Consider the following 20333-nt stretch of genomic DNA (forward strand, 5'->3'; position numbering starts at 1 on the left):
GGGGCTCTCATGCATTCAACTCCTTGTGCAGCTCCTGCAGCGACCAGACGGGGCCGGTGCCGCGGAATTCCAGTGAATCCACCAGCGCCTTGGCGCCGGCAATGGTGGTCGAGTAGGTGACGCGATGCTGCAGCGCCTCGCGACGGATCGAGAACGAGTCGTTGATCGCCGAACGACCTTCGGTCGTGTTGACGATGTAGACGATCTCGCCGTTCTTGATCGAGTCGACGATGTGCGGACGGCCTTCGACCACCTTGTTGATGATCTCGCAGTCCATGCCGTGCTGCTGCAGCCACGCGGCGGTGCCACGGGTGGCGACCAGGCTGTAGCCACGCGCCAGCAGTGCCTTGGCCACCGGCAGCACGCGCTTCTTGTCCGGATCGCGGACCGAGACGAAGGCCTTGCCGACCGGCGGCGCCTTGATGCCACCGGCTTCCTGCGCACGCGCGAAGGCGGCGTTGAAGGTGCGACCGACGCCCATCACCTCACCGGTGGAGCGCATCTCCGGCCCGAGGATCGGGTCGACGCCCTGGAACTTGGCGAACGGGAAGATCGCTTCCTTCACCGAGTAGTAGTCCGGCACGATTTCCTTGGTCGCGCCCTGCTCGGCCAGGGTCTTGCCGGCCATGCAGCGGGCGGCGATCTTGGCCAGCGGCATGCCGGTAGCCTTGGACACGAACGGCACGGTGCGCGAGGCACGCGGATTCACTTCCAGCAGGTAGATGGTGTCGGCACCTTCATCGCTGGTCTGGATCGCGAACTGGGTGTTCATCAGGCCGACCACGTTCAGGGCCTTGGCCAGTTCCACCACCTGGCGACGCAGCTCGGCCTGAGTTTCAGCCGACAGCGAGTACGGCGGCAGCGAGCACGAGGAATCGCCCGAGTGCACGCCGGCTTCTTCGATGTGCTCCATCACGCCGCCGATCAGGACGTTGCCCTGGGCATCGGCAATGATGTCGACGTCGCACTCCACGGCATTGTCGAGGAAGCGGTCCAGCAGCACCGGCGAATCGTTGGACACCTTCACCGCGTCGCGCACGTAGCGGGCCAGGTCGGCTTCGCCGTAGACGATTTCCATCGCACGGCCGCCCAGCACGTAGCTCGGGCGCACCACCAGCGGGTAGCCGATCTCGCGGGCCAGCAGCAGGGCTTCCTGGTCGTTGCGGGCGATGCGGTTCGGCGGCTGCTTCAGGCCCAGCTTGTCGACCAGCTGCTGGAAGCGCTCACGGTCTTCGGCCAGGTCGATGGAGTCCGGGCTGGTGCCGATCACCGGCACGCCGTTGGCTTCCAGCGCGCGCGCCAGCTTCAGCGGGGTCTGGCCGCCGTACTGCACGATCACGCCCTTCGGCTGTTCCAGTTCGACGATTTCCAGCACGTCTTCCAGGGTCAGCGGTTCGAAGTACAGGCGGTCGGAGGTGTCGTAGTCGGTCGACACGGTTTCCGGGTTGCAGTTGACCATGATGGTTTCATAGCCATCCTCGCGCAGCGCCAGTGCCGCGTGCACGCAGCAGTAGTCGAACTCGATGCCCTGGCCGATGCGGTTCGGGCCACCACCCAGGATCATGATCTTGTCGCGGTTGCTCGGCGCGGCCTCGCACTCGTCCTCGTAGGTCGAGTACAGGTAGGCGGTGCCGGTGGAGAACTCACCGGCGCAGGAATCCACGCGCTTGTAGACCGGGCGCACCTTGTGCGCACGACGCAGCGCGCGGATGGCGGCTTCGTTGGTGCCGGTCAGCTGCGCCAGGCGCGCGTCGGAGAAGCCAGCGCGCTTCAGCTTGCGCAGGCGGGCGGCGTCCAGCGCGTCGATGCCACCGGCAGCGACTTCGGCTTCGGCCGCGATGATTTCCTCGATCTGGTCCAGGAACCAGTGATCGATGAACGACAGTGCGTAGATCTCTTCCACGCTCATGCCGGCACGGAACGCATCGGCGACGAAGAACAGGCGCTCCGGGCCCGGGGCCTTCAGCTCGCGGCGCAGGGTCTGCAGGTCTTCTTCGTTGCTCAGGTCCAGGCCGGTCGGGTCGAAGCCGACCTTGCCGGTTTCCAGGCCACGCAGCGCCTTCTGCACCGACTCCTGGAAGGTACGGCCCATCGCCATCACCTCGCCCACCGACTTCATCTGGGTGGTCAGGCGGGCATCGGCGGCCGGGAACTTCTCGAAGGCGAAACGCGGGATCTTGGTGACGACGTAGTCGATCGACGGCTCGAACGAGGCCGGGGTCAGGCCACCGGTGATTTCGTTCTTCAGTTCGTCCAGGGTGTATCCCACGGCCAGCTTGGCGGCGACCTTGGCGATCGGGAAGCCGGTGGCCTTGGAGGCCAGCGCCGAGGAACGCGACACGCGCGGGTTCATCTCGATGACGACCACGCGGCCGGTCTTCGGGTTGATGCCGAACTGCACGTTCGAGCCACCGGTATCGACGCCGATCTTGCGCAGCACGGCGATGGAGGCATCGCGCAGGCGCTGGTACTCCTTGTCGGTCAGGGTCTGCGCCGGCGCCACGGTGATCGAGTCACCGGTGTGCACGCCCATCGGGTCCAGGTTCTCGATCGAGCAGACGATGATGCAGTTGTCCGCGGTATCGCGGACCACTTCCATCTCGAACTCCTTCCAGCCCAGCACCGACTCTTCCACCAGCACTTCGGTGGTCGGCGACAGTTCCAGGCCGCGGCTGACGATCTCGACCAGCTCTTCGCGGTTGTAGGCGATGCCGCCACCGCTGCCGCCCAGGGTGAAGCTGGGGCGGATGATGGTCGGGTAACCGACGCGGGTCTGGATCTCCAGCGCTTCGTCCAGGGTGTGGGCGACGGCGGCGGTCGGGCATTCCAGGCCGATCTCACCCATGGCGACGCGGAACAGCTCGCGGTCTTCGGCCATGCGGATCGCTTCGCGTTTGGCGCCGATCAGCTCGACGTTGTACTTCTCCAGCACGCCGTTGTCGGCCAGGTCCAGCGCGCAGTTCAACGCGGTCTGGCCACCCATGGTCGGCAGCAGCGCATCGGGCTTTTCCTTGGCGATGATCTTCTCGACCGTCTGCCAGTTGATCGGCTCGATGTAGACGGCGTCGGCCATCTCCGGGTCGGTCATGATCGTGGCCGGGTTGCTGTTGACCAGCACCACGCGGTAACCCTCGTCACGCAGGGCCTTGCAGGCCTGGGCGCCGGAGTAGTCGAACTCGCAGGCCTGGCCGATGACGATCGGGCCAGCACCGATGATGAGGATGGTCTTGAGGTCAGTGCGCTTGGGCATTTTCTTCTCTAAGTCAGTACAGCGTGACAAGGGGGGTGATCGCACGCTGTCGATCAGGAATCTTGATCCGCAGCGCCGCGCCAGCGGCAGCAGCGTTGCGGGGTTTACGGTCCATCGCGACGCCACCGGGGGCCGGCGGCGTACTGATCACGCCTTGGCCTGCTCCATCAGCACCACGAAGCGGTCGAACAGCGGACCGACATCGGTCGGGCCCGGCGACGCTTCCGGGTGGCCCTGGAAAGAGAACGCCGGCACGTCGGTGCGGGCGATACCCTGATTGGTGCCATCGAACAGCGAGCGATGGGTCACGCGCAGGGTCGGCGGCAGGGTCGCTTCATCGATCGCGAAACCGTGGTTCTGCGAGGTGATCATCACCCGGCCGCTGTCCAGGTCCTGCACCGGGTGGTTGGCACCATGGTGGCCGTGGCCCATCTTCATGGTCTGCGCGCCCGAGGCCAGGCCCAGCAGCTGGTGGCCCAGGCAGATGCCGAAGGTCGGGATCTTCACGTCGATGAAGGTCCTGATCGCTTCGATGGCGTAGTCGCACGGTTCCGGGTCACCCGGGCCGTTGGACAGGAACACGCCGTCCGGCTTCAGTGCCAGCACTTCGGCGGCCGGGGTCTGTGCCGGCACCACGGTCACTTCGCAGCCGCGCTCGGCCAGCATGCGCAGGATGTTGGTCTTCACGCCGAAGTCGTAGGCCACGACCTTGAACTTCGCCGGCACGCTGACGAAGGCGTTGGCGTCCAGGTCCAGCTGGCCCTCGGTCCAGGTGTAGGTCTTCTCGGTAGTGACGACCTTGGCCAGATCCATGCCCTTCAGCCCCGGGAACTTGCGGGCAGCTTCCAGTGCCTTTTCCACGTCGATGTCACCGGCCATCAGCGCACCGTTCTGCGCGCCCTTCTCGCGCAGGATGCGGGTCAGCTTGCGGGTGTCGATGCCGGCGATGGCGACCACGCCACGCTGGATCAGCCAGTCCTGCAGCGACACCTGGCTGCGCCAGTTGCTGGGACGGCGGGGAACATCGCGCACGATCAGGCCGGCCGACCACACCTTGGACGCTTCATTGTCCTGGTCGGTCATGCCGGTGTTACCGATATGCGGATAGGTCAGCGTGACCATCTGCCGGGCGTAGGACGGGTCGGTCAGCACTTCCTGGTAGCCGGTCATGGCGGTGTTGAACACCACCTCACCGACGGACAGGCCGGGCGCGCCTACGGATTCGCCCTCGAATACGGTGCCGTCTTCGAGGACGAGGATTGCGGCTTGGGTCACGGGAATCTCACTTTGGCTACCGAGGGGGCTGCCGAAGTCACGCCTGCGCTTCACGGAAATCCGGTTGCAAAAAAGCGCGGACGTGCGGTCTGGGACCGGTCCGGCTTTCGTGATTCGGCGAGTGCGAATTGTAGCGCTGCCGGGGCGCTCGCGCCAGCGGTTATCGCACTTCATGAACAGGCGATTGCGCATTCATTTCAATCCGGCGGCGTATGCAGGGTCCACCGCCAGATCGTGCCGGCCGCTGGCCGGCAATCTGCATGCCATCAGGCGCCTGGTAGTGCCGGTCGCTGGCCGGCAATCCCCACGCCTTCGGGCGCCCGCAAGCTGCCGGCCAGCGGCCGGCACTACCGCCTTACTGCAGCAGGTCCCGCACCCGGTAGCTGCCCGGGGCGCGGCCCTGCAGCTGGCGGGCGGCAAACAGGGCGCCGCGGGCGAAGATGTCGCGGTTGGTGGCCCGGTGCACCAGCTCGATGCGCTCACCCAGGCCGGTGAACTGCACCAGATGCTCGCCGACGATGTCACCGGCACGCAGGCTGGCGTAATGCGGCTCCGCCCCGCCCCGCTGCGCGGCCGCGCCCAGGGTCAGCGCGGTGCCCGACGGCGCGTCCTTCTTCTGCGTGTGGTGCGATTCGACGATGTCACAGTCCCAGCCGGCCAGCGCCTGCGCCGCGCGCTCGACCAGCTCGTCCAGTACCGCCACGCCCAGGCTGAAATTCGACGCCCAGACCAGCGGGATGGACGCCGCCGCGGCCTCCAGCGCCTGCCGCTGTGTGCTGGAGATGCCAGTAGTGCCCGAGACCAGGCCCGCACCCCGCTCCACGCATAGCGCCAGCATCGGGTCGAAGCCCTCCGGCAGGCTGAAGTCGATCGCCACATCGAACACCGGCGCGCCAGGCAGTTCGCTGGCGCCGAAGAACGGCACGCCGTCGACCACGCGCTGGGTCGGCGCACGGCCGGTTACCGCAGCCACGATCTGCAGGGTTTCGGGATGTTCGGCGGCCAGCCGCAGCAGGGCCTGGCCCATGCGCCCGGAGGCACCGTGAATGAGCAATCGCAGGGGAGTCTGGTTCATGCCTGCAGGCTAGCGGCAGCACGCCTGCTCCGGCAAGCGCCATCACTGCTACGCTGCATGCCCTTTCATGCAATGGATGGCAGCCCCCTCATGCAGATCAGCGAACAGCTGGTGCTGGTCACCGGCGCCGGCCGCGGCCTTGGCAAGCACATCGCCCGCGCCTTCGCCGCCCAGGGCGCCCGCGTCATCATCAACTACCACCGCAGCGAAGGCGCCGCACGTGCGCTGGCCGCCGAGCTGGGCGGACAGGCGATCGCATTGCCGGCCGACGTCACCGACCGCAGCCAGGTCGACGCGATGCTGCAGCACGCCCTGGCGCACTTCGGCCAGGGCGTCACCACGGTGGTCAACAACGCACTCGCTGCGTTCTCGTTCAATGGCGATGCCCGCGACGCCGCCGCCGACATCGGCTGGCCGGCCTTCCAGGCGCAGTTCGAGGGCAGCGTGCATGGCGCGCTGAACACCGTGCAGGCCGCCCTGCCCGGTATGCAGGCCCGCCGCTTCGGCCGTGTGATCAACATCGGCACCAACCTGTTCCAGAACCCGGTGGTGCCCTACCACGACTACACCGCCGCCAAGGCCGCACTGCTGTCGCTGACCCGCACACTGGCCGGCGACCTCGGCCCGCACGGCATCACCGTCAACATGCTGTCCGGCGGCCTGCTGCGCACCACCGATGCCAGTTCCGCCACGCCCGAAGCGGTGTTCGACTACATCGCCGCCAACACGCCGCTGCGCAGCGTCACCACCCCGGCCGAATTCGCCGATGCCGCGCTGTTCTTCGCCAGCCCGTGGTCACGCGCGGTGACCGGCCAGAACCTGGTGGTGGATGGCGGACTGGTGCGGGACTGAGCCGATGCGCATCTCCGAGGTCAGCCGCCTGACCGGTGCCAGCGCCAAGGCCATCCGACTGTACGAGGCGCGCGGCCTGCTGCCGCCGGTGCCACGACTGAACCGCTACCGCGACTACAGCGAACAGGACGTGGCCTGGGTGCAGCTGATCCGCCAGGCGCTGGGGCTGGGTATCACGCTGGCGGCAATCTCGCGCCTGCAGGGCCGCGACGGGCGGCTCGACTGGCAGGCAGTGTTGACCCTGCTTGAGCAGCAGCGCAGCCGCATTGCCAGCGAGCGGGCACGGCTGGCGCAGGTCGAGCTCGACCTGCAGCAGGTCAGCGACGAACTGCAGCAGTGGCTGCTCTCCGGCAGCAATGACTGCGTGCTGGAACCCAGCGGCTGCACGACCCAGGCTTGACTCTGCCCTTGGGGCAGACCGCAGCCTCGCGCACTTTCCATTGCCCGAGGTTGCCGTGTCCCGTTCCATCCTGATCCTGCTCGGCCATCCCGACCGCGACAGCCTGTGCGGCGCCCTCGCCCAGCGCTACGCCACCGCCGCCGAGAATGCCGGCCACCGGGTGCGCCTGATCGCATTGGGTGAACTCGAGTTCGATCCGGTGCTGCGGCATGGCTACCGCCAGATCCAGCCGCTGGAAGCCGACCTGCAGGACGCGGCGGAAGCGATCGAGGCCTGCGATCACCTGGTGCTGGTCTATCCCACCTGGTGGGGTGCGATGCCGGCGCTGCTGAAGGGCTTCTTCGATCGCGTGCTGTTGCCGGGGTACGCCTTCCGCTACCGGCGCGATTCGGTGTGGTGGGACCGGCTGCTGGCCGGGCGCAGCGCGCGGGTGATCACCACGCTGGATACGCCGCCCTGGTACTACCGCTGGATCTACCGCGACCCGGGCATCACCCAGATCCGCGCCCCCCTCCTGGAATTCTGCGGCATCCGCCCGGTGCGGGTCAGCCGTCTCGGCGCGGTGCGCAGCAGCAGCCCGGCGCAGCGGGAGCGATGGCTGGCGTTGGCAGCAGAGCTGGGCTCACAGGCCAAGTAGATCCACGCCATGCGTGGATGAAATACAGGCCACGTTCCATGTGTCGCGTTTGCCAATTGACCGCCAGGCACTGCGCCTCAAGGCTGAGGGCCCCTCTTTCGGCCCAGGCAAAGCCCATGAAATCCTCGACTGTCTTCAGCAAGTGCGCCAGGAAGACCGGCTTTTCCGGCACGTCGACGACCCGCTACCGCTTGCTGGATGCCGCCCTGCTTGTCGTCAATCACCAACGCGCCAGCGAAAGCCGGGGCTTCTATGTGAATGCCGGGCTCTACTTTCCAGAACTGCTCGCGTATCCCCTCGCGCCTGACGACCTTGAAACCGCCTTCAGATACCGCTCCAGCATTCCCACGCCCCATGTCGACTGGCGGATCGAAGAGACGCCCGGCCTGCGCCGGGCTTTCATCCAGCAGGATCTGGATGATCTGCTGGAGGCCGGCAATCGCGATGGGATGAAATGCCTGCTGCTCGATGCTCTTGCCGACGTGGCGGGCTTCGCGGCAACCCATGGAAACCGGGAGTCGGTGCGGCGACTGAATCAGGACGGGAACTTCCGGGCGATCATCCGCAGAGAGGTCTAGTAGATCCACGCCATGCGTGGATGGACTCCAGGAGTGTGCGAACCAAGGTTCGCACCTACCAGGACACATTCAGTGCTGTTTGGGCGGCGTCGGCCCGCAGCTGTCGCAACCGCCACAGGCGCCACCGCCTCCGCTCACCGGCGGTGCGATCTTCCGCCCCAGCGCCTGCAGCCAGGCGGCGCGGCTGGGTTTCAACAGGGCCAGCGCCAGCGCCCCGCGCAGCTTGCGCACGGTGCCGGGAAACTGCTTCTTCAGCACCACCCAGGCACTGACCAGCACGGCCACCGCGATGATCAGGTACTGCAGCAGCAGTCCACGATCCATCAGCCGCCTCCCAGCGCCTTGGTCACCTGGTAGGTGATCAGCGCCGCCACGTAGGCCGCAGCAAACAGGTAGAACGCCGAGAAGGCCATCGTCTTCCACGAATTGGTCTCGCGCTTGATGGTGGCCAGCGTCGAGATGCACATCGGGGCGTAGATGTACCAGACCAGCAGCGACAGCGCGGTGGCCAGCGACCAGCCGTCGCTGATCAGCGGGGTCAGTGCCTGGCTGGCGGCATCGTCATCGGCTGCGGACAGCGCGTACACGGTCGCCAGCGAGGACACCGCCACTTCGCGCGCGGCCAGGCCCGGAATCAGCGCAATGCAGATCTGCCAGTTGAAGCCCAGCGGCGCGAAGAACACCGCCATCGCATGGCCGATCTGGCCCGCATAGCTGTAATCGATGGCCGGCATGGTGGCGCCGGCCGGAGCCGCCGGGAACGACAGCAGCACCCACAGCAGGATGGTCAGCGCCAGGATGATGCCGCCGACACGCTTGAGGAAGATCATGCCGCGCTCGTACAGGCCGACCGCCAGGTCGCGCACGTGCGGCAGGCGGTACGACGGCAGCTCCAGCATCAGCGGGTGCTCGCTCTTGTCGCGGCGCCACTTCTTCATGATCCACGACATCGCCAGCGCACTGAGGATGCCCGCCGCATACAGGCCGAACAGCACCAGGCCCTGCTGGTTGAACACGCCCCACACCGTCTTCTGCGGGATGAACGCGCCAATCAGCAGCGCATACACCGGCAGGCGTGCCGAGCAGGTCATCAGCGGCGCGACCAGGATCGTGGCCAGGCGGTCACGCGGGTCCTGGATGCTGCGCGTGGACATGATGCCCGGCACCGCGCAGGCGAAGCTGGACAGCAGCGGGATGAACGAACGGCCGGACAGGCCGGCGGCGGCCATCATGCGGTCGAGCAGGAACGCCGCACGCGGCAGGTAGCCGGATTCCTCCAGCACCAGGATGAAGAAGAACAGGATCAGGATCTGCGGCAGGAACACCACCACACCACCCACACCGGCGATGATGCCGTCAGTCAGCAGGCTGGCCAGCGGGCCTTCCGGCAGCACGCTGCCAACAAACGCACCAAGCCAGGCGAAACCGGCCTCGATGCCGTCCATCAACGGTGTCGCCCAGGCATACACCGCCTGGAAGATCAGGAACATCACCACCGCCAGGCTGATCAGGCCGAACACCGGGTGCAGCAGCCAGCGGTCCAGCGCGTCGTCGACTTTGGCGGTCCGTGCCGGCATGCGCACGGCCACCGACAGGATCTCGCGCACCTTGGCGTGGTAGTCGATGCCACCTTCCGGGCCCGGCACCGGCGCATCCAGGTGCGGCACCATCGCATCGAGGCGCTCGACCAGGGCCTTGGCGCCCTGCTTGCGCACCGCCACGGTTTCCACCACCGGCACGCCCAGCTCGCGCTCCAGCGCGGCCACGTCCACCTGGATGCCACGGCGCTGGGCCGCATCGACCATGTTCAGCGCAACCACCATCGGCTTGCCCAGCTCGCGCAGTTCCAGCGCGAAGCGCAGGTGCAGACGCAGGTTGGTGGCGTCGATCACGCACAGCAGCACGTCCGGTGCAGCCTCGCCCGGGTAGAAGCCCCGGCACAGGTCACGGGTGATCGCCTCGTCCAGGCTGGCCGGGTGCAGGCTGTAGGCACCTGGCAGATCGAGTACGGCGAACTCGCGGCCGGACGGCGCGCGCAGGCGGCCTTCCTTGCGCTCGACGGTGACGCCGGTGTAGTTGGCAACCTTCTGCCGGCTGCCGGTCAGCTGGTTGAACAGCGCGGTCTTGCCACTGTTGGGGTTACCGACCAGCGCAATGCGCAGGGGCGCGGTAGAAGTTGCAGCGGTCATGCGCGACGCTCCTGGCGGTTGGCGTCGACCACGACGCGCTTGGCTTCACTGATACGCAGCGCAAACCGGGTGAACCCGACCTGCACCAGCAGCGGCTCGCCACCGACCGGGCCCTTGGCCACCAGGCGCACTTCCTCGCCCTTCACGAAACCCAGCTCGCGCAGGCGACGGGCGATGGCATCGTTGGCATGGAGGTCCTGCACGGACTCGACCACGGCCGAGGCGTGCAGCGGCAGTTCGGACAGCGTCATCTAGCGCATTCTCTGCTGGATGTAAATGGTTCTCGATTCTAACATTCCCGCGTCGCGTCATGGCCCATGACCAATGGCCCGCTATGATCCATACAGGTATGGAGTGACCCTGGAATCCCATGAACGATGCTTTGCAGATCGAGCGCAGCGGCGCCGTCCTCACCCTCTGGCTGAACCGGCCCGAGCTGCACAATGCCTTTGACGCCGGCTTGATAGCGCGGCTGACCGCCGCCCTCGAAGCCGCCGGACGCGACGACGCGGTGCGCGCGGTAGTGGTGGCCGGCCACGGCGCCTCCTTCTCGGCCGGCGCCGACATGCAGTGGATGCGTGGCATGGCCGCCGCCAGCGAGGCCGACAACCGCGAGGACTCGCTGGCCCTGGCGCGGCTGATGCGCACCCTGGACGAGCTGCCCAAGCCAACCCTGGCCCGGGTCCACGGCGCGGCCTTCGGTGGCGGCGTCGGCCTGGTCGCCTGCTGCGACATCGCCATCGCCAGCACCGCGGCCCGCTTCGGCCTGACCGAAAGCCGCCTCGGTCTGCTGCCGGCGGTGATCTCGCCCTACGTGATCGAGGCCATCGGCCCGCGCCAGGCCCGTCGCTGGTTCGCCACCGGCGAGCACTTCGATGCCGATACCGCACTGCGCATCGGCCTGGTCCACCAGCTGGTCGAGCCGGAACGCCTGGACGAGGCCGTGCAACGCCAGCTGGCCCTGCTCGACAAGGCCGGCCCGATCGCTTCTTCCAGCGCCAAGCAGCTGGTGCGGCAGGTGCGTGACAGCCATGACCGCGATGCCCTGGATCGCGATAATGCCGCCCTGATCGCGCGCCTGCGGGTGTCCGCCGAGGGCCAGGAAGGCCTGGGCGCCTTCCTCGACAAGCGCGCGCCCCACTGGGTCACGGAAGCCTGAACATGCTCGATCATCTTGGTTTGACCAGCGCCGACCTGGCGCGCAGCAAGACCTTCTTCCTGCAGGCGCTGGCGCCGCTGCAGATCGGCGTGGTGATGGAAGTCACCGCCGAACAGACCGGCGCGCACGACCACATCGGCTTCGGCAGCGAGGGCAAGCCGTTCTTCTGGCTCGGCAATGGCGGCACCGCCAGCCACGGTGTGCACGTGGCCTTCGCCTGCGCCAGCCGCGCCCAGGTGGACGCCTTCCATGCCGCCGCCCTCGCCGCCGGTGGCCGCGACAACGGCGCGCCGGGCCTGCGCCCGTGGTACCACCCCGACTACTACGGCGCCTTCGTACTCGACCCGGATGGCAACAACATCGAGGCGGTATGCCACCGCCCTGCCGACGAGGTGGCCGCATGAGCGACTACGTCCGCATCGTCGAGGTCGGCCCGCGTGACGGTCTGCAGAACGAAAAGCAGTCGGTGTCCACCGCCGACAAGATCGAACTGATCAACCGCCTGTCGGCCACCGGCCTGCGCAGCATCGAGGCGACCAGCTTCGTCAGCCCGAAGTGGATCCCGCAGCTGGCCGATGCCGCCGAGGTCTACGCCGGCATCCAGCGCCGGGCCGGCATCCACTACCCGGTGCTGGTACCGAACGAACAGGGCTACGACCGCGCCCGTGCGGTGGGCGTGGAGGAAGTGGCGGTGTTCACCGCCGCTTCGGAGGCGTTCAACCGCACCAACACCAATGCCGGCATCGACGAATCGCTGGCCCGGTTCGAGCCGATCCTGCGCCGCGCCGCCGCCGATGGCGTGCGCGTGCGCGGTTACGTGTCCACCGTACTCGGCTGCCCTTACCAGGGCGAGGTACCACTGGCCGACGTGGTGCGGGTGGCGCGTGCCCTGCACCAGATGGGCTGTTACGAAATCTCGCTGGGCGACACCATCGGCGTCGGCACCCCGCGCAAGGCCCGGGCGATGCTGCAGGCGGTTGCCGCCGAGATTCCGATGGCCGCACTGGCCGTGCACTTCCACGACACCTATGGCCAGGCCATCGCCAACATCGCCACCTGCCTGGAAGAAGGCGTGCGCGTGGTCGACAGCGCGGTGTCCGGCGCCGGTGGCTGCCCGTATGCCAAGGGCGCCAGCGGCAACGTCGCCAGCGAGGATGTGGTCTACCTGCTGCAGGGCCTGGGCCTGGACAGCGGCGTGGACCTGCCGGCACTGGCCGAGACCGGCCGCTGGCTGGCCGGTCTGCTCGGCCGCGCCACTGCCAGCCGCACCGGCCAGGCACTGGCCGCCGCCGGCTGACCGCTGCACTGCGCCGCCCTGCACCGGCGGCGCAGTGCACAACAGCGGCGGTCACGGCTTCCGTTAGAATCGGCGGTTCTCGAACCTGCAGGACCGTTCAATGCAGCTGTCTTCCGTACGTGCCGTGATCACTGGCGGCGTCTCCGGCCTCGGCCTGGCCGTGGCCCAGCACCTCGTCGCCCAGGGCGGCAAGGTGGCCCTGTTCGACCTCAACGACGACAAGGGTGCAGCCGCCGTTGCCGGGCTGGGTGCCGACAAGGCCCGCTATTTCAACGTCAACGTCAGCGATGAAGCGGCCGTTTCGGCAGCCATCGACCAGGCCCACGATTTCCTCGGCGGCCTGAACGTGGCGATGAACTGCGCCGGCATCCTCGGCGCCGGCCGCGTGCTGGGCAAAGAAGGGCCGATGCCGCTGGCCGGCTTCCAGGGCACGGTGATGGTCAACCTGGTCGGTAGCTTCAACGTGGCCAAGGCCGCGGCCAACCGCATGCAGCACAACGAGGCCGGTACCGATGGCGAGCGCGGCGTGATCATCAACACCGCCAGCATCGCCGCCTACGAAGGCCAGATCGGCCAGGCCGCGTATGCCGCCAGCAAGGGTGGCGTGGTGTCGATGACGCTGCCGATGGCGCGCGAACTGTCGCGCTTCGGCATCCGCGTCAATACGATTGCTCCAGGCGTGTTCTGGACGCCGATGGTGGACGGCATGCCCGAGGCCGTGCAGCAGTCGCTGGCCGCCTCGATTCCGTTCCCGTCGCGCCTGGGCAAGCCGGAAGACTTCGCCAGCCTGGTTGGCTTCATCCTCGGCAACACCTACCTCAATGGCGAGACCATCCGCCTGGACGGCGCTACCCGCCTCGCTCCGAAGTGATTCCCCCGGGCGCCGGGACGGCGCCCTCCCCCAACGACCTAGATCACCATGAAAGCCAACGACATCAAGAAGGGCAACGTCGTCGAGTACAACAACGGCGTGTACCAGATCCGCGACATCGAGCGCAGCTCGCCGCAGGGTCGCGGCGGCAACGTCCGCTTCCGCTTCATCATGTACAGCGTGCCGGGCGGCAACAAGCTCGACGCCAGCTTCGATGCCGACGACAACCTGGTCGAAGTCGAACTGCTGCGCCGCCAGTCCACCTATTCGTACAAGGACGGCGATGCGTTCGTGTTCCTCGATGACGAGGACTACACCCCGTACACCCTGGACGCGGACGTGATCGGCGACGACGCCGGCTACATCACCGACGGCCTGACCGGCATCTACGTGCAGGTGATCGACGAGCAGCCGGTGGCGATCCAGCTGCCGGCCTCGGTGGTGCTGGAAGTGATCGAGACGCCGCCGGAACTGAAGGGCGGCACCGCCACCAAGCGCCCGAAGCCGGCCAAGCTCAACACCGGCATCGAAATCATGGTGCCGGAGTACATCGTCAACGGCGAGCGCGTGCTGGTGAACACCGCCACCGGCGAATTCGCTGGCCGTGCCGACTAAGCGCCTTGCGCTGATCGGTTGCCTGTCCCTGCTTGCGGCGTGCTCGCCGCAGGCAGCGGACAATGCTGCCGACGCCACGCCAGCCGAACCGGCCGTGACCGCCGCACCAGCGGTGGAAGCACCGGCCGCCGTGGAGGCCATCGCCGAAGCGGAGCCCGCTACCGAGCAGCCCTCGGGCGAAGAAGACCTGGACAAGGTACGTGCAGCCGCAGGCTGTCCGGTCCCGGAGGATGTGTATGACGTCGACGACGTGCGCATCTACTGCGCGATGCCGGCCGACGTGCAGGCCTTCCTCGCGCGCGAGAACACCTGCCAGCATTTCGCCGGCGAAGAGCCGTACGACGACGAGCGTCGCCGTGAACTGGAAGAGGCCAGCGCCAAATACTGCGAAGGCCGCGAGAAGAACTTCACCGATCTGGTCGTGCGTCATCGCGGTGACTGCGCTGTTCGCGCAGCGCTGATCGGGATCAACGGCCGCTATGACCTGGACTTCGATCTCGACCTGAAGCCCTGCGGGGGCTGACCCCTCGATGATGTAGAGCCGAGCGTGGGCTCGGCTCTACAGATGGCTTACGGCTGCTTCGCGCCGAAGTTGCCGCAACCATGATACTGGCGGGTGCCGATGGTCAGGTTCACCTTGGCCTCGAACGCCTCACCACTCATGTCGTCCTGGCAGGTGGTGCGCTGGAAGCTGAGCTTGACGTCGGTACCGTCGGACGCCTTGCCGCTCCAGCCGTCAGCGCCTTCGGTGGGTTTGGCCACGTCGAAGCGGCGCTCACCGTAATCGACTTCCACCTGCAGGCCTGGCGTGTCGCCATCTACGACCGCGAGCCACCCCGGTTCGTTGCCGGTGGCACGGAACGCGGCATTGCCGGCGCTGCCATCGCCTTCGGTGGCTTCGACCGCATGGCACTCGCGATCGGCTTCGCCCTTCAGGCTCAACAGGCCGTCATCGCTGCCCTTGGTCCAGAAGCTGTTGCCCTGGCCATCGCCATACTTCGCGCCCGACGCCGCACGCTCGGAAGTCATGGCGAAGGTACGTTCGCCGATCACTACCGTCGCCGCATCCTCGCCATTGAAGGTCGCGCGCACGTTCAGATCACCACACCGGTACATGGTCTCGCTGCCGGTACCGGCGCCGGTGCTGGCAGCCGGTTCGGGCGCGGCCGGCGGCGCGGCATCAGTGCCGCCCGCAGCGGGTGGCTGTGCCGGCTGGCACGCGGCCAGGACCAACCCGAGGGAGGCTGCCAACAGACTGGGGACTACACGCATGGCTCGACTCCTTGTCGACACTACAGAGATCTTCGACCCTACCACCTGCCGGTGAGCGGGGCCTGAAAGCGGCCTGACCGCGCTCATGCAGCCAGCACCGCCATCGACAACAACTGCGCACCGCTGCCGCCGGAACTGCAGGTCCAGACCCGCAGCAGGCGCAGTTTCAGCTCGCGCTCCTGGCCCTGCCCGCGCACCGACAAGCGCACGTCACTGGACAACAATGCCAGGCGTCCGCACAGCAGCGTTTCCACCGCGTACGATTGCAGGCTGCTCACCCGCAGGTTCCCGGCCAGCCAGTCGCCCAGCCAGGGCAGATCGAGCATGCGCCCGCCCTGCCCATCCATCATGAACAAGGCCGGCGATACCAGCGCGGTCAGCGCATCGTGGTCGTCATCCAGCAATGCCTGCCGCAGGCGCTGTTCCAGCGCTGCCAGCTGCCGCTCATGCAGGTCTTCAACGATGTCCCGTTCCATCCACGGATCCTTCCGGCATCGGCCGGCGCCTGCGCAGGCGTTGCGCGATCCACTGCCGCGCGCCCTGCACTACTACATAGAAGACCGGCACGAAGAACACCGCCAGCACGGTCGCACTGACCATGCCGCCGAACACGCCGGTTCCGATCGCCTGCTGGGTTTCCTTCGATGCGCCCTGCGCCAGCATCAGCGGCACCACGCCCAGCGCGAACGCCAGCGAGGTCATCACGATCGGCCGCAGGCGCAGCCGTGCCGCCTCCAAGGCCGCTTCGACCAGGCCACGGCCCTGCTGCTGCAGCTGGCGTGCGAACTCGACGATGAGGATCGCGTTCTTCGCCGACAGCCCGATCACCGTGATCATGCCGACCTTGAAGAACACGTCGTTGGGCATGCCGCGCAACAACACGGCCGCGACCGCACCGAGCAGACCCAAGGGCACCACCAGCATCACCGCCAGCGGAATCGACCAGCTCTCGTACAGTGCCGCCAGCACCAGGAACACCACCAGCATCGACAGCAGCAAAAGCCACGGCGCCTGCGCACCGGATTCGCGTTCCTGCAGCGACTGGCTGGTCCATTGCAGGGCAAAACCGGATGGCAACTTCTCCGCCAAGCGCTCCATCTCCGTCATCGCCTGGCCGGTCGAAACACCGGAGGCCGGTGCGCCGGACAGGTTCAGCGCCGGGAAACCGAGATAGCGTTGCAGCTGCAGCGGCGCCTCGGTCCAGTGCGGGGTCACCAGCTCGGACAACGCCACCATGCCGCCTTCGCTGTTGCGAACGTACAGCTTCAGCACGTCCTCCAGTTCCATCCGGTGGGGTGCATCGGCCTGCAGGATCACCTGCTGCAACCGGCCCTTGTTGGGGAAATCATTGACGTACTGCGAGCCCATTGCCGCCGACAGCGTGCTGCTGATGTGTTCGAAGCCCACCCCCATCGCCTCGGCCTTGGCCCGGTCGATATCCAGCCGCACGCTGGTGCCGGCCGGCAGGCCATCGGCATGTACCTCCGACAGCAGCGGGCTGGCCTCGGCCAGCTTCAGCAGCTCCTGCAGAGCCGCGCGCAGTTCGGCCTGGCTCTGCCCGGTACGCGCCTGCAGGGCGAGCGAGAACCCGGACGAACGGCCCAGGCTGTCGATCGCCGGCGGCATCACGCTCATCACCTCGCCCTCGGCAATCGTGGACATCGCCTTCTGCGCGGCCTCCACCTCGCCGGCTGCGGTGGCCCCTGCACGCTCACCCCAGTCCTTGAGCATGGTGTAGGTCAGCGCCGCGCTCGGGCCGGAACCGGAGAAGCTGTAGCCGAGGATCGACTGGTTGGAGCCGATGCCCGGGCGCGAGGCCACGTGCCGTTCGTAGGCTTCGACCACGGCCAGCGTGCGCTCGGCCGTGGCTTCGGCAGGCAGCTGGATCGATGTCATGAAATAGCCCTGGTCTTCTTCCGGCAGGAACGCACCCGGCAACCAGTGCAGTCCCAGCAGCAGCGCCACCACCAGTGCGGCGAACACGCCCATCACCCGCCCACTGCGCTGCAGCACCGAGGCCACGCCACGCTGGTAGCGCCCGGTCATCTTCTCGAAGCCACGATTGAAGGCACCGAACAGCCCGCCACGACCATGGTGTCCATGGGTATTCGGGCGCAGCAGGGTCGCGCACAGCGCCGGCGTCAGGCTCAATGCCAGCAGCGCCGAGAACAGGATCGACACCGCCATCGCCACGGTGAACTGGCGGTAGATCGCGCCCACCGAGCCGCTGGCCAACGCCATCGGAATGAACACGGCGGTCAGCACCAGGGTGATGCCGATCACCGCACCGGTCAGCTCGCTCATCGCCTTGATGGTGGCCTCGCGCGGCGGCAGTCCTTCCTCGGCCATGATCCGTTCCACGCCCTCGACCACCACGATGGCGTCGTCGACGATGATGCCGATCGCCAGCACCATGCCGAACATGGTCAGCACGTTGATCGAGAAGCCCAGTGCCAGCATCACCGCAAAGGTGCCGAGCAGCGCGATCGGTGCGACCAGCGCCGGAATCAGCGTGTAGCGCCAGTTCTGCAGGAACAGGTACATCACCGCAAACACCAGCAGCATGGCCTCCAGCAGCGTCTGCACCACCTTCTGGATCGAGATCTTCACGAACGGTGCGGTGTCGAACGGAATGCTCGACTCCACGCCGCGCGGCAGCAGCGGCGCCAGTTCGGCCATGCGCTCACGGACCGCCGACGCGGTGCGCACTGCGTTCGCGCCAGGACGCAACTGCACCCCGGCGGCGGTCGCTGGGTGGCCATCCTCGCGGGTGCCCCACGCATAGCTCTGCGCGCCCAGTTCGACGCGGGCGACATCGCCCAGCACCACCCGTGAACCGTCTGCCCCGGCGCGCAGCACGATGGCTGCGAACTGCTCCGGCGTGGACAGCTGCCCATCGGCGCTGAGCGGCACGGTGATGCGCTGGCCTGGAACACCCGGCGAATCACCGATGCGTCCGGGCGAGATCTCCAGGTTCTGCTGCTCGATGGCGGTGGCCACATCACCCATGGTCAGGCCGTAGCCGGTCAACCGGGTCGGGTCCAGCCACACGCGCATCGCCTGTTCGGCACCGAACAGCTGCACGCGGCCGACGCCATCGATGCGGCGCAGCTCTTCGATGATGTTGCGCGCCATGAAATCGCCCAGCGCGGCTTCGCTGACGCTGGCATCCGGCGAACGCAGGCCGACCAGCATCAGGAAGCCGGAATCGGCGGCCTCCACGAACAGGCCGTTCTGGCGCACGCTGCGCGGCAGGCGCGGCTCGATCGCCTTGATCCGGTTCTGCACGTCCACCTGCGCCAGCTCCGGGTTGGTACCGGGCTTGAAGGTCGCAGTAATCGAGGCTTCGCCGGAGGTGTCCACCGACGATTCGAAGTACAGCAGGTGCTTGACGCTGGACAGCTCGCGCTCGATCAGGCCGACCACCGCGTCATTCAGCGTCTGCGGGCTCGCACCCGGGTAACTGGCATAGATGCTGACGCTGGGCGGCGCGACCGCCGGATAGCGCTCCACCGCCAGCCGCGGGATCGCCAGCACACCGGCCAGGATGATGAAGATCGCCAGCACCCAGGCGAACACCGGGCGATCGATGAAGAAACGTGCCATGTTGGATTTTCCTGGAGGGACCGGCCCGGTAGAGGCTCAGCCCTTGCTGCCGGCCTGCACCGCGCCGGCGCTGGCGACCGGCATCTGCCAATCGCGCGCATCGACCACCACGCCTTCCTGCAGGCGTTCCTGGCCTTCGACCACCACCTTTTCGCCCGCCTTCAGGCCGGTGCGCACCAGCCATTGGCGATCGACACTACCGTCCACTTCCAGCGTGCGGATCACCGCCTTGCCATCGCCACCGATCACCCAGGCATAGGCCTGGCCACCGGCACTGCGCAGCACGGCCTGCTGCGGCACGGTCAGTGCGCTGGCCGGCGCACCCCGCGGCACCTTCGCGCGCACGTACATGCCGGGCAGCAGCTGGCGCTGCGGGTTGTCGACCAGGATGCGCAGGATCACATCACCGGTGCGCGCATCGACATTGATACCGGAGAACAGCATCTGGCCACGTTCGGGCAGCGGCTTGCCGGCCGCACCGATGATCGTCACCGGCAGCTCGCCGCCACCGGCACTGCGTTGCAGCGACTCGAGCTGCGCCGCTGGCTGGCGCACATCGACGTAGACCTGGTCGATCTGCTGCACCACCGCCATCGGCTCGGCATCGGCCACGCCAACCAGTGCACCTTCGGTCACCAGCGCCTGGTCGATGCGACCGGCAATCGGTGCACTGACCGTTGCATAGCGCAGGTCGAGCTGGCGGCGGGCCAGGATCGCGCGCGCCTCGTTCACCGCGGCACGGGCCTGTTCGTACTCGGCACTGGCATCGTCGCGGTGCTGCTGGCTGACGGCCTGTGCCGCGGCCAGTGCATGCAGGCGCTGCGACTGCACGCGACTGCGGCCCAGGGCGGCCTCACTGCGCTGCAGCGCGGCCAGTGCCGAATCGACATCGGCACGGAAGGCCGCCGGATCGATCTGGAACAGGGCCTGGCCGGCGTCTACTTCCGCGCCCTGGTCAAACAGCCGGCGCTGCACGATGCCACCCACCTGCGCTCGGATCTGCGCGGTGCGCACGGCGGCCACGCGGCCAGGCAGTTCGTCGTCACGCTGCACCACCTGCGGGCCGACGGTAACCACGCTCACGCGGGGTGCGGCTTCGGGCGTGGCTTCGGGGGTGGAGCAGGCCGTCATGGCCAGGGCGAGGGCCGCGATCAACGCGACCGGAGTCCTGAAGGTTCTCATTGCTGTGCACAATGCCGCGCGGGCGGCTGATAGGTTCTGAAGAACCCAGTGTGCGTGGCGATGATGGGGTTTCGA

Annotated in this window: 20 protein-coding genes; 10 read left to right on the plus strand and 10 right to left on the minus strand. The window is 67.4% G+C overall.

Annotated features, from left to right (window positions below; translation table 11 throughout):
* Positions 1 to 7: 7 nt before the first annotated feature.
* The 3 genes from carB to V3B48_RS02905 all read right to left on the minus strand — a co-directional run bounded on the left by carB (position 8) and on the right by V3B48_RS02905 (position 5552).
* Positions 8 to 3250 carry a carbamoyl-phosphate synthase large subunit gene (carB, locus tag V3B48_RS02895; protein WP_032128799.1) on the minus strand — a complete coding sequence of 1081 codons (3243 nt, stop codon included), beginning with the start codon at positions 3248 to 3250 and terminating at the stop codon, positions 8 to 10.
* Positions 3251 to 3397: 147 nt separating this feature from the next.
* A complete protein-coding gene (gene carA, locus V3B48_RS02900; RefSeq protein WP_329893131.1) occupies positions 3398 to 4525 on the minus strand; it encodes a glutamine-hydrolyzing carbamoyl-phosphate synthase small subunit in 1128 nt (375 codons plus the stop codon).
* 355 nt (positions 4526 to 4880) lie between these two features.
* Positions 4881 to 5552: a dihydrodipicolinate reductase C-terminal domain-containing protein gene (locus tag V3B48_RS02905; protein ID WP_240792142.1), complete on the minus strand. Its 672-nt coding sequence runs from the start codon at positions 5550 to 5552 to the stop codon at positions 4881 to 4883.
* A 120-nt stretch (positions 5553 to 5672) separates the two neighbouring features.
* Here V3B48_RS02905 and V3B48_RS02910 point away from each other — a divergent pair, with 120 nt between their 5' ends.
* From V3B48_RS02910 to V3B48_RS02925, 4 genes are all read left to right on the plus strand, one after another.
* Positions 5673 to 6452: a 3-oxoacyl-ACP reductase gene (locus V3B48_RS02910; protein WP_329893132.1), complete on the plus strand. Its 780-nt coding sequence runs from the start codon at positions 5673 to 5675 to the stop codon at positions 6450 to 6452.
* 4 nt (positions 6453 to 6456) lie between these two features.
* Entirely contained in the window at positions 6457 to 6852 is a 396-nt protein-coding gene (locus V3B48_RS02915; RefSeq protein ID WP_032128795.1) for a MerR family transcriptional regulator, read from the plus strand.
* A gap of 55 nt (positions 6853 to 6907) precedes the next feature.
* Complete coding sequence (locus V3B48_RS02920) at positions 6908 to 7489, plus strand: NAD(P)H-dependent oxidoreductase (protein WP_329893133.1); 582 nt, start codon at positions 6908 to 6910, stop codon at positions 7487 to 7489.
* 116 nt (positions 7490 to 7605) lie between these two features.
* A complete protein-coding gene (locus V3B48_RS02925) occupies positions 7606 to 8067 on the plus strand; it encodes a DUF4304 domain-containing protein (protein ID WP_329893134.1) in 462 nt (153 codons plus the stop codon).
* 69 nt (positions 8068 to 8136) lie between these two features.
* Here V3B48_RS02925 and V3B48_RS02930 read toward each other — a convergent pair whose 3' ends face one another.
* The 3 genes from V3B48_RS02930 to V3B48_RS02940 are packed head-to-tail and all read right to left on the minus strand — an operon-like array spanning position 8137 to position 10507.
* A complete protein-coding gene (locus tag V3B48_RS02930) occupies positions 8137 to 8391 on the minus strand; it encodes a DUF6587 family protein (RefSeq protein WP_329893135.1) in 255 nt (84 codons plus the stop codon).
* On the minus strand, positions 8391 to 10256 hold the full coding sequence (locus V3B48_RS02935) for a ferrous iron transporter B (protein ID WP_049400127.1): 1866 nt from the start codon (positions 10254 to 10256) through the stop codon (positions 8391 to 8393). Before V3B48_RS02935 ends, V3B48_RS02930 begins: the two co-directional genes overlap by 1 nt.
* Positions 10253 to 10507: a FeoA family protein gene (locus V3B48_RS02940; RefSeq protein WP_032128790.1), complete on the minus strand. Its 255-nt coding sequence runs from the start codon at positions 10505 to 10507 to the stop codon at positions 10253 to 10255. Before V3B48_RS02940 ends, V3B48_RS02935 begins: the two co-directional genes overlap by 4 nt.
* Positions 10508 to 10626: 119 nt before the next feature.
* On the opposite strand from V3B48_RS02940, the gene V3B48_RS02945 reads away from it, so the two are divergent.
* The 6 genes from V3B48_RS02945 to V3B48_RS02970 all read left to right on the plus strand — a co-directional run bounded on the left by V3B48_RS02945 (position 10627) and on the right by V3B48_RS02970 (position 14721).
* Positions 10627 to 11415: an enoyl-CoA hydratase-related protein gene (locus tag V3B48_RS02945; RefSeq protein ID WP_032128789.1), complete on the plus strand. Its 789-nt coding sequence runs from the start codon at positions 10627 to 10629 to the stop codon at positions 11413 to 11415.
* A 2-nt stretch (positions 11416 to 11417) separates the two neighbouring features.
* Positions 11418 to 11819 carry a VOC family protein gene (locus V3B48_RS02950; RefSeq protein ID WP_049400128.1) on the plus strand — a complete coding sequence of 134 codons (402 nt, stop codon included), beginning with the start codon at positions 11418 to 11420 and terminating at the stop codon, positions 11817 to 11819.
* A complete protein-coding gene (locus V3B48_RS02955) occupies positions 11816 to 12712 on the plus strand; it encodes a hydroxymethylglutaryl-CoA lyase (RefSeq protein ID WP_049400129.1) in 897 nt (298 codons plus the stop codon). The genes V3B48_RS02950 and V3B48_RS02955 overlap by 4 nt, the downstream gene beginning before the upstream one ends.
* A 100-nt stretch (positions 12713 to 12812) precedes the next feature.
* Positions 12813 to 13583 (plus strand): SDR family NAD(P)-dependent oxidoreductase, encoded by a 771-nt coding sequence (locus V3B48_RS02960; protein WP_049457458.1) that lies wholly within the window; start codon positions 12813 to 12815, stop codon positions 13581 to 13583.
* 48 nt (positions 13584 to 13631) lie between these two features.
* Positions 13632 to 14198 (plus strand): elongation factor P-like protein YeiP, encoded by a 567-nt coding sequence (yeiP, locus tag V3B48_RS02965; RefSeq protein WP_005409468.1) that lies wholly within the window; start codon positions 13632 to 13634, stop codon positions 14196 to 14198.
* Positions 14188 to 14721, plus strand: coding sequence for a hypothetical protein (locus V3B48_RS02970; protein WP_329893136.1), 534 nt, complete (start codon positions 14188 to 14190; stop codon positions 14719 to 14721). The genes yeiP and V3B48_RS02970 overlap by 11 nt, the downstream gene beginning before the upstream one ends.
* 47 nt (positions 14722 to 14768) lie before the next feature.
* Here the strand turns inward: V3B48_RS02970 and V3B48_RS02975 are convergent, their stop codons facing one another.
* From V3B48_RS02975 to V3B48_RS02990, 4 genes are all read right to left on the minus strand, one after another.
* Positions 14769 to 15470 (minus strand): MliC family protein, encoded by a 702-nt coding sequence (locus V3B48_RS02975; protein ID WP_329893137.1) that lies wholly within the window; start codon positions 15468 to 15470, stop codon positions 14769 to 14771.
* An 83-nt stretch (positions 15471 to 15553) separates the two neighbouring features.
* A complete protein-coding gene (locus V3B48_RS02980) occupies positions 15554 to 15946 on the minus strand; it encodes a nuclear transport factor 2 family protein (RefSeq protein WP_049400136.1) in 393 nt (130 codons plus the stop codon).
* Positions 15927 to 19076, minus strand: a complete 3150-nt coding sequence (locus tag V3B48_RS02985) for a multidrug efflux RND transporter permease subunit (RefSeq protein WP_329893138.1) — start codon at positions 19074 to 19076, stop codon at positions 15927 to 15929. Before V3B48_RS02985 ends, V3B48_RS02980 begins: the two co-directional genes overlap by 20 nt.
* Positions 19077 to 19112: 36 nt before the next feature.
* The gene (locus V3B48_RS02990; protein ID WP_329893139.1) at positions 19113 to 20258 is read right to left on the minus strand and encodes an efflux RND transporter periplasmic adaptor subunit; all 1146 of its coding nucleotides are present in this window, start codon (positions 20256 to 20258) and stop codon (positions 19113 to 19115) included.
* Positions 20259 to 20333: the final 75 nt, after the last annotated feature.

This window comes from Stenotrophomonas sp. SMYL20 (assembly GCF_036320045.1).
Classification (GTDB): domain Bacteria; phylum Pseudomonadota; class Gammaproteobacteria; order Xanthomonadales; family Xanthomonadaceae; genus Stenotrophomonas; species Stenotrophomonas maltophilia_A.

Coding starts and splice junctions, on each gene's coding strand:
- V3B48_RS02975 (WP_329893137.1), bottom strand. CDS start 15,470: ATGCGTGTAGTCCCCAGTCTGTTGGCAGCCTCCCTCGGGTTGGTCCTG.
- carB (WP_032128799.1), bottom strand. CDS start 3,250: ATGCCCAAGCGCACTGACCTCAAGACCATCCTCATCATCGGTGCTGGC.
- V3B48_RS02915 (WP_032128795.1), top strand. CDS start 6,457: ATGCGCATCTCCGAGGTCAGCCGCCTGACCGGTGCCAGCGCCAAGGCC.
- V3B48_RS02985 (WP_329893138.1), bottom strand. CDS start 19,076: ATGGCACGTTTCTTCATCGATCGCCCGGTGTTCGCCTGGGTGCTGGCG.
- V3B48_RS02945 (WP_032128789.1), top strand. CDS start 10,627: ATGAACGATGCTTTGCAGATCGAGCGCAGCGGCGCCGTCCTCACCCTC.
- V3B48_RS02960 (WP_049457458.1), top strand. CDS start 12,813: ATGCAGCTGTCTTCCGTACGTGCCGTGATCACTGGCGGCGTCTCCGGC.
- V3B48_RS02990 (WP_329893139.1), bottom strand. CDS start 20,258: ATGAGAACCTTCAGGACTCCGGTCGCGTTGATCGCGGCCCTCGCCCTG.
- V3B48_RS02935 (WP_049400127.1), bottom strand. CDS start 10,256: ATGACCGCTGCAACTTCTACCGCGCCCCTGCGCATTGCGCTGGTCGGT.
- V3B48_RS02980 (WP_049400136.1), bottom strand. CDS start 15,946: ATGGAACGGGACATCGTTGAAGACCTGCATGAGCGGCAGCTGGCAGCG.
- V3B48_RS02950 (WP_049400128.1), top strand. CDS start 11,418: ATGCTCGATCATCTTGGTTTGACCAGCGCCGACCTGGCGCGCAGCAAG.
- V3B48_RS02925 (WP_329893134.1), top strand. CDS start 7,606: ATGAAATCCTCGACTGTCTTCAGCAAGTGCGCCAGGAAGACCGGCTTT.
- V3B48_RS02930 (WP_329893135.1), bottom strand. CDS start 8,391: ATGGATCGTGGACTGCTGCTGCAGTACCTGATCATCGCGGTGGCCGTG.
- yeiP (WP_005409468.1), top strand. CDS start 13,632: ATGAAAGCCAACGACATCAAGAAGGGCAACGTCGTCGAGTACAACAAC.
- V3B48_RS02910 (WP_329893132.1), top strand. CDS start 5,673: ATGGATGGCAGCCCCCTCATGCAGATCAGCGAACAGCTGGTGCTGGTC.
- V3B48_RS02940 (WP_032128790.1), bottom strand. CDS start 10,507: ATGACGCTGTCCGAACTGCCGCTGCACGCCTCGGCCGTGGTCGAGTCC.
- V3B48_RS02955 (WP_049400129.1), top strand. CDS start 11,816: ATGAGCGACTACGTCCGCATCGTCGAGGTCGGCCCGCGTGACGGTCTG.
- V3B48_RS02905 (WP_240792142.1), bottom strand. CDS start 5,552: ATGGGCCAGGCCCTGCTGCGGCTGGCCGCCGAACATCCCGAAACCCTG.